Origin of the sequence: Caldivirga maquilingensis IC-167 (assembly GCF_000018305.1) — an archaeon.
Classification (GTDB): domain Archaea; phylum Thermoproteota; class Thermoprotei; order Thermoproteales; family Thermocladiaceae; genus Caldivirga; species Caldivirga maquilingensis.
The window spans coordinates 26,395-39,495 of sequence record NC_009954.1 but is presented as its reverse complement, the minus strand read 5'-3'; the positions used below and the strand labels follow the sequence as shown (position 1 = coordinate 39,495).

The window sequence follows — 13,101 nt, the reverse complement described above, 5'->3', positions numbered from 1 at the left end:
TTAGAGTTTAAAAAGGCCACTGCATAAGTCCACTGGTATGGCTTTTGGTGAAGGAGCAAGGCGATTCAACGCGGAGGTAATGGGTATGTTAGGTAGGAAGGTTCTAGTTAACCTCATAGGTGGCTCATTCTACAGGGGGCAATTAGTCGGTATAGATCAGGGATTAAATATTGTCCTAGTTGACGTTACCAATGATAGGAATGAAAGGTTCCCTAAGGTTTTAATTAAATCAGAGGCAATTAGGGATATTGCCCTAGTGGAGGAGTACATTGACTTAAGGGAGTTGGCGAAAATACTTGAGAAGTACTTCCCAGGAATGGTGAAGTACATTGAGGAAACCAATACCATAATAGTGAGCGAGAACGTTACTGTTACCGAGGAGGGTGTTAAGGGAACTGGATTAGTGGCTAGGAGGGTTAAGGAGATTTACGATGAATACGTCCAATCGAGGAAGAGGTAATGTTTGAGGTAATAGAGAAGGATGAGATAGCTAGGATTGGTAAACTGTACACTAGGCATGGTGTAATAGAGACTCCTGCATTATTCCCTGTAATAAACCCAAGTAAGCAGTACGTTGATTTAAGTAGGATTAAGGAGCTTGGTTTCAATCAAATCATAACCAACGCCTACATTATAAGGAAAACCTACGGTGACGCCGCCAGGGAGGTTGGGCTTCATGAAATCATAGGCTGGGATGGCCCATTAATGACTGATTCAGGCGCATATCAAATACTCCAGTACGGTAACATTGAGGTGAGTCCTGATGAGGCCTTAAGGTACCAGGTTGAAATAGGTAGTGATATAGGCGTTATACTGGATATACCAACCAGTTACCCTAGGCCAAGGGAGCTTGTGGAGGTTGAGGTTAATGAAACCATTAGGAGGGCCAGGAGGGCTATACTTCAACTTAAGGAGCTGGATCCTGAACATAGAATGCTTATAGTTGGACCAACCCAGGGGGGTGTTTATAGGGATTTACTGGCCTACTCAGCTAGGATGGTTTCTGAATTACCCTTCGACATATATGCAATAGGTAGCCCCACTACACTGCTTCAGGCTTATAATTTCACAGGCATAATTAAAATGATACTCACGGTTAAGTCAATAATACCACCCGGTAAACCAGTACACTTATTCGGTGTCGGCCACCCATTAATACTACCCCTAGCGGTCGCCTTAGGTATTGATTTATTCGACTCAGCCTCATACATGCTTTACGCCAATGATGATAGAATAATATTAAGCAGTAGGACTGTTAGGTTAAGTGAATTGGATAAGGATTACGTCCTTGATGGCTGCGGTAAGAGGGCTGGGGAGTTAATGGAGATGAGTAAGGAGGAGAGGATTAGGTTAATTGCCCAGCATAACCTGTGGACACTGTCAAGGGAGTTAATGGAGATTAAGCAGAGGATTAAGGAGCATGATATCTGGAGCTACGTGGCTCAGAAGGCTAGGCAGCATCCATCGGTTTATAGGGCTTACTTAACCTTAAGTAATAGTTCACTATTCCGTAAACTAACCATTAAATTAGCCAGTGGGCTTAAGGTTAATGCAACGCAGTTGAGTATTCTGGATAATAGTGACTTAGCGAGACCTGAGGTTCAGTGGGCTAGGCGTAGATTAAGGAGGTTGATTAAGGGTATGGGTGTTTTAACCAATGTCCTCATTATTATTGGTGACTATGAGGAACCCTTCATAAGGACTCAAATAGCCAATGAAGTTACTAGGTTGGGTGTAAGGGTTTTCACATATAATGAGGTCTACGGCTTAATCCCAATTGAATTAAGCGACGTATACCCCTTCTCCCAAACGGTACGTGTGAATGTTAAACCAAGGCCGATTAAATATGAGATAAGGGACTCAGTAATACTGGTGGAGGATAAGTATAGGGATTTGGTTAAGTTCATTAAGTGCAGTGGTGAGTGCTTCATTATTTACGTTGACTCACTTAAGAATATTAAAGCATACGAGAAGTATGTGGGATTAGCCTTAATGAAGCGGGTTAATGAGGGCAGTGGAATTAAGTAACCGTGGAAGGTGTTTTTAATAACTATAGGCTATTACCACCATAAAGCTTAGCTAATTCTAAGTAAGCCTTATAATTCTCAATTATCCTACGTACATCATCATCAGTAACGCTCCTAATAACCCTTGCCGGTACACCCACAGCCACACTCCTAGGCGGTATCCTAGTGCCCTCAGTGACCACGGCGCCAGCGCCTATTATTGAGTATTCCCCAATCTCAGCATTATTAAGCAGTATAGCCCCCATACCCACAAGCACGTAGTCACCGACTCTAGCCCCGTGGATTATTGCCCTATGCCCAACAGTAACCCCCTCACCTATAATTGTCTTAATCCCCTTATCAGTGTGAACCACTGCATGATCCTGCAGATTACTGAACCTACTTATTGAAATAGAGTCCTCATCACCCCTAACAACGGCGTAAGGCCATAGGCTAACCTCATCACCAATATCCACATCACCAATAACGTACGCTGTGTTAGCTATGAAGACACCCTTACCAATCCTAGGTGCCTTACCATTGAAGCTGATGATGGGCATAAGAGTCCCCCTTAAGCTCATTAATTTAAGATTTGCTCCACGCAGGTGTATCAACATTAAGTAACGCATTAATTATTATTAAGGCATTAAGCCTAACCACGGCTGCAATGCTGCCGGCTTTAACCATACTGATGATGCATTACATGGATTTCACCACTGCATGGGCTTTCAGTGCATTACTTGATGCTGGGAAATTTAATAAATGTGAGTTAAGGGGCCTTAAGCGTGATGATTCTAGAGCCCACTGATTAATGAGGATGAATGCCGCTGCTGACTATGTTAATACATTGATTAATTTACCTCTTTTAACAGCATTCACTATCTCATGGGCTATCCTCTCCCCCATGTCCATTGGTTCATTAAAGTACAGTACTGAGTATGGGCTACCTACACCCATGTATACGTTCGTACCTGCAACAATCCTACCTGAGAATTCGAAAACCACTATTGATAAGTCATCCTTAATTATTGACTCTAAGCTATACGGCCCTATCATACCCGGTGGCACTAATTCCGCAACAGCCCTTGAGAAGTCTTCACCATACTTCTGAACCGTGGGTAGTAGGGACTCCCTTAGAACCAGTGGAATATTACCAGTAACTACGAAGGTTGGTTCAGCTAGGTTGAATAATCTACCGTCAACGTTACTCTCATACCTTAAATCCATTCCAAACAATTCAACACGATCATATACCTTAGAGTCGAAGTAGTGGTAGTAGGCTGGTACACCAATCACGTACTCCTGTATTATGTAATCATCCGTATTAATACTGCTTAATTTACCTGCAAGTTCACCGGCATCCTTAGCTATGAAGTAACCCCTACCACCCTTTGCACCAGATAACTTAACTATAACAGGCCTATCGACTTGGGTCGGGTCATTAAATGACCTAGGTATGGGTATTCCAGCATACTCCAGTAGCCTCATCTTCTTCCTCTGATCAGCCTCCCATTCAATAATGTACCTGTTACCGAAGGTTGGAATAGGCATGCTTAATGCCCTCCTCCACCCAACGTACTCCACGTAGCTACCGTGGGGTATGAGTATTGCATTATTCTTAACCAAGTCACCTGCAAGTTGCTCCATACTGCCTAAATCAATTTCAATAACATTATCTATGAAGTTAAAACGCCTGTAAAACCAACCCGACCCAGGCTTAGCCACAGCCACGGTACCTAACCCATGCCTCTTAGCCCCCCTCAATATTTGGAGCGATGAGTGACTGGCTATTGTGACTACGTTTAATTTACTTAAGTCATAGTTCTTTAAAGTAGCCTCAATATTCATGTGGTCACCTTCTCAAGCATGCTATTGGCTACAGCCTCCTTAACCTCAATGGCTATTCTCCTACCTATTGATATGGGTTTACCGAAGTAGAGTTTACTGTATTGCCCGCCAATACCCAGGTAAGCATTAGTGCCACCGCCTATTCTGGGTGCGACATCATAAACCACCAGGTCTAATTCAGGGGTTACCATGAATTGAAGGGTAAACGGCCCTATAACCCCGGGTGGTACCATTTCCTCAGTTGCCTTAACGAACCTATGCCCAATTTCAAAAACCTTCTCAAGTAGGCTCTCCCTTATGGTTGCTGGTTCATGCCCAACCTCAATGTACCTAACATCAATGTTAAGCCCAATTTGATCCTGAGCCGGTATCCTGTAGACGCCATCTAGGTTTGATTGAATCCTTCTATCGAAACTATGTAACTCAAGCCTTCCCCTTACCTTAGAGTGGAAGTAATTGGCGTTGAAATGGGCGCCAATAACTAACTCCTCTATTGATGCATTATCCAAGTCACTTAACCTTATGATACCTTTATCAGCTAATTCCTTAACCTTCCTTAAGGCGTCATCCCTATCCCTAGCTATAAAGAACCCCCTCTCAACCCTCCTAGCAGCTTCAGGGAGCTTAACTATAACGGGTCTATCAACCTCATCAATACTATTGAAGGTTCTTGGTCTCCTAATCCCAGCATGGTCAAGTAACTTATAGTAATTACATGGACCAGTCCTCTCCTCCCACCTGAGTAGCCTCCTATTACCGAATATTGGTATTGGGAATTTATCCTCAATATTATCGTAACCTACGTACACTGCAAAGGATCTATTGGGTATGAAGACGGCTTCACTGTTCCTCAACTCATTAATTACACGGTCACTGATCAACTCCTTGAAATCATCGACGAGAATCAACTTATCCACCACTGGGAATTCACGGTAAGGTAAATCCCTACCCCTCTTGGCTACCGCTATTGTGTTGAAGCCCTCATCCTTTGCACCATCCAGTACGTCTAATGCTGAGTGGCTTGCCAGTACGGCTATAGTTACCATGTAATCATACTAATCAATTTACCTTTTAAATATTTCGCAAAGGCTAGTTAACGTTTAATCAATTAATTAAATTGAAGACTCACTTAAACCCAAGCGCACTCATGGCCTCACTCTCCTTAATGCAAGTATCCTCAGCCTTATTAAGTAGTTGAGTGCATGATTCAGCAATATTCCTCGCAATCACACTAGCATAACCTATGTAGTTGCTCGGCCTTAAATTCAACAGCAACTCATCGTTAACGCCTAACTCCTTAATCGCATTAATGTAATCACTCATGCTCATTCTCGGCACTCTAAAGAGTTTCAGCGACTTCTCATAGGCATTAGCCTGGCCAAGTACCCTTAACCTAACTTGAACAGCCTCACTTAAGACTTCCCAATGATTATTTAAATCATTGGTTAAGGCCTCCTCATTAACCTCAATACCCTCCATGAACTTCCTAAGTCTCCTTGATCCAAGCACCACGTAACCCATGGCTAACCCAAGATTCCTCTTAATCGTTGAATCACTTAAATCCCTCTGTAACCTGCTTGATTGCAGGATTTTAGAAATCTCCATGAGCATTGAGGCCCCCAGCTTTAAATTACCCTCAGCATTCTCAAGGTCTACTGGATTAACCTTATGAGGCATTGTGGATGACCCAATTACCCTTCCCTTAAACTTAATGTAACCAAGCATTGAGTACATCCACATGTCTTGAGCCAGGTTAATTAATGAATATGATGTTAAACCCACTGCTGCAATAATATGATTTAAATTATCTGGGGGGAGGATTTGAGTCGCCACTGGTGTGGGTTCAAGGCCGAGTGATGATACGAAGTTCATTAATTCCCTAGGCCAATCCAATTGAGCAATCATGGTGAAGCTAGCCATTGAACCACTTGCCCCAGCTACCTTACCATTAATCTTAAGGTTGATTAAGGTGCTTATCCATGAGCATAATCTATGGGAGTGGTAGGCTATTTCCTTACCGAAGGTTGTTGGTGTGGCTGGTTGACCATGGGTCCTGGCAAGCATGGGGGTGTCAGCGTACTTATTGCTTAAGTTAACGAGTACCTTACCTAAATCCACTAGGCTTGGTATCAAGTATTCGTAAAGTATTCTCTTAATCATTATCCCCATTGCTAAATTATTAACATCCTCTGAGGTTAACCCTAAGTGTATTAAGTGGGCGTAATCCTCAAGGCCAATGGCCTTTAACCTGCCTCTCAACACGTACTCAAGTGCCTTAACATCATGCCCTAGTTCATCCTCAAGTCTCCTAACCTCATTAACATCACCACTACTTAACCTAATCCCCCTTAGCCTCCGCTTCTCTTCATCATTAATGGGTTTCACTAGGCCTAGTTTTGATAATTTATCTATGAGGAATTCAAGGTAAAGTAACTCAACCTTGGCGCGGTACATTATGAAGGCATCCTCTGAGGCTACCTCATGGTAACCCTTTAATTCATTTCTATACCTGGCATCAAGGGGGCTTAGTATGTCCACTTAAGTTAATCTAATTGGGGTTAATAAATCCTCCTAATCATTTAATTGATTAACTCAATAATGTGTTAATTATTAAACGAAAAACTTAAAAACATGCTGCATTATTTAATTAAAAAGTGCCTCTTACAGTAGTTGTGGGTGGTTTCTTCGGTGACGAGGGTAAGGGCAAAGTCATCTCATACCTCAGTCTCGTTGATAAACCCGACATATGCGTTAGGACAGGTTCAATAAATGCAGGACACACGGTTAATCTAAGGGACCGTACATGGAAGGTTAGGATAATACCCTCATGCTTCCCTAATGAGGAAACCAGGTTAATGATTGCCCCAGGGGCTTTATTCAGTATTAGTGTCTTAATGAGGGAGATTGATGAGACAGGCAGTAGGGGGAGGGTTTGGGTTGACTACTCCTCGGGTATAATTGAGGATAAGCATGTTGAGGCGGAAAGGAGGGATGAGTACTTAATGAAGACTATTGGTTCAACGGGCCAGGGGGTTGGGGCAGCCATGGTGGATAGGGTTCTTAGGAGACTTAAGTTGGCTAGGGATTTCGAGGAGTTAAGGGGCATGTTAATTGATGTGCCAAGGGAGGTTAATGAATCACTGGAGAGGGGTAGGCTTGTGATTATTGAGGGTACTCAGGGAACATTCCTAAGCCTATACCATGGCACGTACCCATACGTCACAAGTAGGGACACCACTGCTTCAGGTATTATTAGTGAGGTTGGTGTTAGCCCAAGGAGTGTGAGTGATATTATATTAATCTTTAAGGCATTCGTAAGTAGGGTTGGTGCAGGGGAATTACCTGGTGAGTTAAAGCCTGAGGAGGCGGAGGCTAGGGGTTGGGTTGAGAAGGGTACTGTGACCGGTAGGTTAAGGAGGGTTGCACCGTTTAACATTGATTTAGCTAAGAGGGCTGTAATGCTGAATAAACCCACTCAAATAGCCATAACTAAACTCGACGCATTATTCCCTGAGGCGAGGGGGAGGAGGAAGTGGGGGGAATTACCCACTGAGGCTAGGAAGTGGATAAACAATATTAGTGAAGAGTTGGGTGTGCCGGTTACGTTAATTGGAACGGGGGAGGATGCGTTAGACATGGTTGATTTAAGGGGTGAGTCGCAGTGACTTACGACATAGCGATAATTGGGGCTGGACCAGCGGGCTTATTTGCGGCGTATGAACTCACCAGGAATGCTGATGGATTAAGAATAGCATTAGTGGATAAGGGTTATATGGCTAGGCAGAGGCATTGCCCATTATCTAAGGTTGGTAAATGCGTATGTGTTCCATGCCACATAACTCACGGTATAGGGGGTGCGGGATTATTCAGCAGTGGTATAATAAACCTGAGACCAGACATAGGTGGTGACTTGCATGAACTAGTGGGTAGTTGGAGCGCATCAATGAGTATTATAAATTACGTTGATGAAGTATTCATTAAGTTCGGTGCACCGCAGGATAGGGTTTTTGAACCAAGCGGCTCACTATTCGAGGATTATCAAAGATCCTTAGCTAAGGTTGGGGCTCAATTAGTACCCATTAGGCAAAGGCACATTGGGACTGATGGCTCAATCAGGGTTATTGAAAACTTCACATCATACCTTAAGGAGGCCGGCGTCAACATAATAGTGGGTACAGCTGTTGAACATATTACGCGTAGTGACGGCTTATTCAGGCTTAAGACTAAGAGGGGTGACTTGGAGGCTAAAACAGTGCTTATTGCACCAGGTAGGGCTGGGGCAGAGTGGTTTAGGGATGAGGCTAGGAGGATTGGTATTGAGCTTAACCCGAATCCACTGGACGTGGGGGTTAGGGTTGAGGTACCTAGATACGTTATGGATCCCTTAACTGAACTATACATGGATCCTAAAGTAATAATGTACACTAAGTCACATGACGATAAGGTTAGGACATTCTGCGTTAATCCAGGTGGCTTCGTGGTAATGGAGAATTACGATGATAAAACCATCGGCGTCAACGGTGAAACCTACCTGGATAGGAAGAGCAGTAACACTAACTTCGCGTTACTAACATCAATAAGGTTAACGGACCCAATGGAGGATACTATTGAGTACGGTAAATCCATAGCCAAATTAGCCACTAAGCTAGGTGGAGGGAGGCCAATTATCCAGAGGCTTGGTGACCTGGAGGATGGCAGGAGGTCTACGTGGGATAGGATTAGGAGGAGTATAGTGGAGCCAACCCTTAAATTCGTGACGCCAGGGGATATAGGGATGGCGCTACCCCACAGGATTATTGACAACCTCCTGGAATTCCTACATAAGGTTGATAACGTGGTGCCCGGCTTAGCATCAAAGTACACACTACTCTACGCGCCTGAAATAAAGTACTACAGCATGAGGGCTGTTGTGAATAAGTTAATGGAAACCACCATTGATGGCTTATTCGCCGCAGGCGATGGAGCAGGCTTATCAAGGGGAATCAATGTTGCAGCAGCTACAGGTGTGATTGCTGCCTGGGGTATATTAACTAAGCTTGGTAAGGATGTTAAAAATGAATTATTTAATAAATTGAAGTAATGTAAAAATCAAGGTATCCCCATTATTGATCCTGGGATTCATGCTAGGCTATGTGCTTATCATTTATGTAATTGATTACATGATGATGATAATCATGTAATCAATTAACTTAATTTTATTTTAAAATAAAGGAAAACTATTTAAACCAATTTACTCAGCGGTTTATATGGAGAATAGTAAGGGTTTGTTTGTTAGGGGTTCTACTGGTTTGGTTAGGGAGGCTGGTTTTGTTGATGCTGTTAGTGTTAATGTTGCTAATATGTCTGTTGGTGCTGCTTTGGGTACTGTTGGTTTTACACTAGCCTCCTTACCCACAGTGTCTGGTGTTAACCTAGTTGCAGCATCAATAATAGCCTTCACACTATCAATACCACAAATAATAACATACACAACACTAACAAAACACATACCAAGAACAGGAGGAGACTACGTATGGTTAACCAGGGCCTTTGGAGCAAAGTTGGCTTGGTTAGTTTTCGGGCTGGCCCTCGGATTCGTCATAGAATCCTTAGTCTACTACTCACTAATAGCCATAGCTGGTGTTGATCAATTATCACTAATCCTACCACTACTAGGTGTTAATATTGCAATAACCCCAGTGGAGAGTATTGTGTTCTCAATAGCGTTGTTCGCCATTATAGTCGCGGTAAATATAATGGGTACTAAGTATGGTATTAGGTTAATGACTGGGTTAACGTTATTCTCAATACTAAGCCTAATTCTATCATTCCTCGTACTATTCCTCACACCTAGGGTTAAGATCATTGAAGCCGTCTCAAGCCTCCTCCCCAATGGATACACATACAGTAAGGTTGCTTCACAGTACACTGGCCCATACTTCGCACTAGGCCCAACAATAATGATGCTACCCTTCTTCGCAATATACATATACCCATGGCTCAACGCGGGGCCTGCCATGTCCTCTGAGATTAAGGGTAGAAGGGCTGTTAGCCTTAACGTACCCACAGCGGCCCTCTTAACAATGCTCCTCGCAACAATAGGCTTTACGGCCATGTATCATGCATTAGGCTTCAACTTCGTTACTGCAGCTTTATCTAACCCAAGCATAAATGGTACGGTAAACTACTGGACAATAGCCATGGCAGCGTCGAGTAACCCCGTATTGGCTTGGATTATTGGAATAGGTTCAGTAACGTGGAACCTAGCTATACTAGCCTACGGTGCAATTATAGTTGTTAGGTATTGGTTCGCCATGTCCTTTGACAGAGTCCTACCAAGTTTCCTCACCTACCTAAGCCCAAGATTTGGTTCACCAATCTACGCCCATTTACTTGACTTAACCATAACCTCCATCCTAATTACGCTAGCCGGTGTATTCTACGGTACATTCACTGCACTGTATGGTGCAGTTGTTGAGGCGTTACTGTACTACATGGCTATTGGCGCCGCCGCCGTGGTAATAGGTATTAAGGGGGCTGGTTTAATGAGCTTAAGTAAACCTGGTAAGGCAGCGTTAGCGGTATCTGGTATGCTTCAAGCCGCGGTAATGGGTTTTCTAACCTACCAATTCCTGGAGTATCCATCAATATGGGGTGGTAATCCGTTAGCCTATGGTGTTGAGGCTGCAGCAGTATTAATAGGCATTGTACTGTATTTTGTTTCCCGTGAATTAAATAGGAGGAGACTTGGCATTGATATTGCCTTAACCTACACTGAGATACCGCCTGAGTAATGTATTTTAACGTTGATGCCTAGGTTAAATCCTCATCTTTCAATTCCTTAGATAAACTAAGTAAAATTTATCACTATTATTACCTAGGGAATCGTGCTTAATATTTATGTTGTGTTTAAGATCCATTAAGCTACATAGTGATAGTAGATAACTCAGAAAGTTATATAAACCCCCTCCACTGTAGGTGTACTTGAGGTGAGTGAAATGAACGTACCAACTACAAAAATCCCATTAGATACAGTTAAGAAGACAGTGGTAAGGAGGACTGTTAAGAGGATTAATGGTAGGGATGGTCATGGTAGTGTAAGCTATATAGCGTCAAACTCAAGGAATCCAGACAACATTGTGGTAATATACGGTATATTAACGCCACCAATAACGTACACTTACGATGAGAGGAATAGAATGTTTAAAGTAAACTAAAATAGCTTCCCTCCTGCATAACTAATCCTTAATATAACCCTAATTCATTGATGATTTACTAGGGATTATTTAAAACATTAATCATTAATGAATATTTTTATCACTAACTATATTCCCCTATATACCATTACACTCAGTTACGGCTAAGTGCACTAAGTAAACTTTATTAAGGGGTGAATTATTGTCCCATATAATGGTTAATATTACTAATCTACCGCCTGGTAGGAATCCGCCGGATGAACTCTATGTTGTTGTTGAGATCCCGGCGGGTTCTAATGTTAAGTATGAGTTTGATAGCGCCAGTGGTGTGTTTATTGTTGATAGGGTGCTTTATACGGCTATGTCGTACCCGTTTAATTACGGTTTCATACCGGGGACGTTAACTGAGGATGGTGACCCACTTGATGCCGTAGTAATAAGTAGTGCATCATTCCTACCAGGCACCATTGTTGATGTTAGACCAGTGGGTGCCTTAAACATGGAGGATGAGAAGGGGCTTGATTACAAGTTAATAACAGTACCGCTAAGTAGAGTTGACCCAAGGTTCTCAATGATTAAGGACATTAAGGACCTACCCGATGTAATACTCTACCAGGTTAGGCACTTCTTTGAACATTATAAGGAGCTTGAACCAGGTAAGTGGACTAAGGTTAAGGAATTCATGGGGGTTGAGGAAGCCAAGAGGCTTGTGCTCAAGTACATTAGAGGTAAGTCGAATTTAACCAACAGTATAAGTCAGGTTCATGGATAAGAAATATTAATACCACAGGAGCCTTGGGTCTAATGAACCTTAACCCAATTGTACTCGTTAGGTATGGGGAAATAGGAGTGAAGAGTAATAGGGTTAGGGTTAGGTTGGAGAACCTGCTCACTAAGAATATTCAGGAAGCCTTAAGGAGAGGAGGTGTATTAAACTATAGTATTAGTAAGACTAGGGGTAGGATTCTGATTAACGTGCCTAAGGAGAATTTAATTAATACAGCCCTAATGGCCGCGAGGGTTTTTGGCGTTGTATCAACATCACCAGCCTACTCGCTTAACTTCAGTAGCATTAATGATATAGTTATTGCGGCCTATGAACTATGGCGTGGTAAGGTGAATGGGAGGAAGTTCGCGGTCAGGGTTAGTAGGACTGGTAATCACCCATTCACATCAATTGACGTGGCTAAGCGTGTTGGTGCAGTACTCTACCCATTCTCCAATGGTGTTGACTTAGATAACCCGGAGGTGGAGTTGTATGTGGAGATTAGGGATAATTACGCCTTCCTATTCGATGAGGTAATAGATGGGCCAGGTGGCTTACCTTTAGGTTCACAGGGAGGTAAGGTACTTGCCCTAGTCTCCGGTGGCTTTGACTCACCTGTGGCTTATTGGTTAATGAGTAGGAGGGGGGCCTTGGTTGATGCATTGTTCTGCAGTCTAGCCCCACCAGTGGATGTTATTGGGTTAATTAGGGTTATTAGGTATCTTTACGAGAATTGGGTATTTGGGTACGACCCATTAATCATGATCGCTGACTGCACTCAATTAGTTAACGCCATGAGGAGTTCAGTTAACAGCCACTTAATGAACACTGTCTTTAAGAAATTCCTATACAGGTTAGCTGAATCAATAGCTGTGGAGGGTGGTTACATGGGTATAGTTACCGGTGAATCCCTAGGTCAAGTTAGTAGTCAAACCTTAAGTAACCTGTACTCAGCATCAGCGGGTATTAATGTGCCTATATTCAGGCCCTTAATAGGTATGGATAAGGATGATATAATTAAGTTAGCTAAGAGGATAGGTACGTATGAGGAATCAGTGAAAATGATTGAACCCTGCTCAGTGTTCTCTAGGAAGCCGAGGACTAGATCAACACCAAGTAGGCTTGACGAGGAATTAAGCAGGGTAATTAACCTATTAGGCGTAATTAAGGCAAGTATTATTAAGGTAAAGGCCAGTGAATTAAGCAGTATTAATGAAAGGTCACTGTTAAGTAACTGGAGAATCAACATTATGGGCACTGATGCAGGTGGTTTAGGTTCATGTAAGTGAAGCATACTGAATAAGGT

At 42.8% G+C, this 13,101-nt stretch carries 12 protein-coding genes; 8 read left to right on the top strand and 4 right to left on the bottom strand.

Annotation, left to right across the window (positions count from 1 at the left end; all coding sequences use genetic code 11):
• Positions 1–37: 37 nt before the first annotated feature.
• Positions 38–460, top strand: coding sequence for an Lsm family RNA-binding protein (locus tag CMAQ_RS00130; protein ID WP_012185099.1), 423 nt, complete (start codon positions 38–40; stop codon positions 458–460).
• The gene (gene tgtA / locus CMAQ_RS00125; RefSeq protein ID WP_012185098.1) at positions 460–2,028 is read left to right on the top strand and encodes a tRNA guanosine(15) transglycosylase TgtA; all 1,569 of its coding nucleotides are present in this window, start codon (positions 460–462) and stop codon (positions 2,026–2,028) included. The genes CMAQ_RS00130 and tgtA overlap by 1 nt, the downstream gene beginning before the upstream one ends.
• 22 nt (positions 2,029–2,050) lie before the next feature.
• Here the strand turns inward: tgtA and CMAQ_RS00120 are convergent, their stop codons facing one another.
• From CMAQ_RS00120 to purB, 4 genes are all read right to left on the bottom strand, one after another.
• Positions 2,051–2,566 carry a gamma carbonic anhydrase family protein gene (locus CMAQ_RS00120; RefSeq protein WP_012185097.1) on the bottom strand — a complete coding sequence of 172 codons (516 nt, stop codon included), beginning with the start codon at positions 2,564–2,566 and terminating at the stop codon, positions 2,051–2,053.
• Between the two features lie 274 nt (positions 2,567–2,840).
• Positions 2,841–3,848: a formate--phosphoribosylaminoimidazolecarboxamide ligase gene (locus CMAQ_RS00110; protein WP_156769904.1), complete on the bottom strand. Its 1,008-nt coding sequence runs from the start codon at positions 3,846–3,848 to the stop codon at positions 2,841–2,843.
• Positions 3,849–3,850: 2 nt separating this feature from the next.
• On the bottom strand, positions 3,851–4,900 hold the full coding sequence (locus tag CMAQ_RS00105; RefSeq protein WP_012185095.1) for a formate--phosphoribosylaminoimidazolecarboxamide ligase family protein: 1,050 nt from the start codon (positions 4,898–4,900) through the stop codon (positions 3,851–3,853).
• 79 nt (positions 4,901–4,979) lie between these two features.
• Positions 4,980–6,392 carry an adenylosuccinate lyase gene (purB, locus tag CMAQ_RS00100; protein WP_012185094.1) on the bottom strand — a complete coding sequence of 471 codons (1,413 nt, stop codon included), beginning with the start codon at positions 6,390–6,392 and terminating at the stop codon, positions 4,980–4,982.
• A 116-nt stretch (positions 6,393–6,508) separates the two neighbouring features.
• Between purB and CMAQ_RS00095 the strand changes: the two genes are divergently transcribed.
• From CMAQ_RS00095 to thiI, 6 genes are all read left to right on the top strand, one after another.
• The gene (locus tag CMAQ_RS00095; protein ID WP_012185093.1) at positions 6,509–7,519 is read left to right on the top strand and encodes an adenylosuccinate synthetase; all 1,011 of its coding nucleotides are present in this window, start codon (positions 6,509–6,511) and stop codon (positions 7,517–7,519) included.
• Complete coding sequence (locus CMAQ_RS00090; protein ID WP_012185092.1) at positions 7,516–8,934, top strand: NAD(P)/FAD-dependent oxidoreductase; 1,419 nt, start codon at positions 7,516–7,518, stop codon at positions 8,932–8,934. The genes CMAQ_RS00095 and CMAQ_RS00090 overlap by 4 nt, the downstream gene beginning before the upstream one ends.
• A 166-nt stretch (positions 8,935–9,100) precedes the next feature.
• A complete protein-coding gene (locus CMAQ_RS00085) occupies positions 9,101–10,627 on the top strand; it encodes an APC family permease (protein ID WP_012185091.1) in 1,527 nt (508 codons plus the stop codon).
• A gap of 204 nt (positions 10,628–10,831) precedes the next feature.
• Entirely contained in the window at positions 10,832–11,050 is a 219-nt protein-coding gene (locus CMAQ_RS00080; protein WP_156769790.1) for a hypothetical protein, read from the top strand.
• A gap of 193 nt (positions 11,051–11,243) precedes the next feature.
• The gene (ppa, locus tag CMAQ_RS00075; protein ID WP_012185089.1) at positions 11,244–11,801 is read left to right on the top strand and encodes an inorganic diphosphatase; all 558 of its coding nucleotides are present in this window, start codon (positions 11,244–11,246) and stop codon (positions 11,799–11,801) included.
• 32 nt (positions 11,802–11,833) lie between these two features.
• On the top strand, positions 11,834–13,084 hold the full coding sequence (gene thiI / locus CMAQ_RS00070; protein WP_012185088.1) for a tRNA uracil 4-sulfurtransferase ThiI: 1,251 nt from the start codon (positions 11,834–11,836) through the stop codon (positions 13,082–13,084).
• Positions 13,085–13,101: the final 17 nt, after the last annotated feature.

Coding starts and splice junctions, on each gene's coding strand:
- CMAQ_RS00130 (WP_012185099.1), top strand. CDS start 38: ATGGCTTTTGGTGAAGGAGCAAGGCGATTCAACGCGGAGGTAATGGGT.
- tgtA (WP_012185098.1), top strand. CDS start 460: ATGTTTGAGGTAATAGAGAAGGATGAGATAGCTAGGATTGGTAAACTG.
- CMAQ_RS00120 (WP_012185097.1), bottom strand. CDS start 2,566: ATGCCCATCATCAGCTTCAATGGTAAGGCACCTAGGATTGGTAAGGGT.
- CMAQ_RS00105 (WP_012185095.1), bottom strand. CDS start 4,900: ATGGTAACTATAGCCGTACTGGCAAGCCACTCAGCATTAGACGTACTG.
- CMAQ_RS00085 (WP_012185091.1), top strand. CDS start 9,101: ATGGAGAATAGTAAGGGTTTGTTTGTTAGGGGTTCTACTGGTTTGGTT.
- CMAQ_RS00080 (WP_156769790.1), top strand. CDS start 10,832: ATGAACGTACCAACTACAAAAATCCCATTAGATACAGTTAAGAAGACA.
- ppa (WP_012185089.1), top strand. CDS start 11,244: ATGGTTAATATTACTAATCTACCGCCTGGTAGGAATCCGCCGGATGAA.
- thiI (WP_012185088.1), top strand. CDS start 11,834: ATGAACCTTAACCCAATTGTACTCGTTAGGTATGGGGAAATAGGAGTG.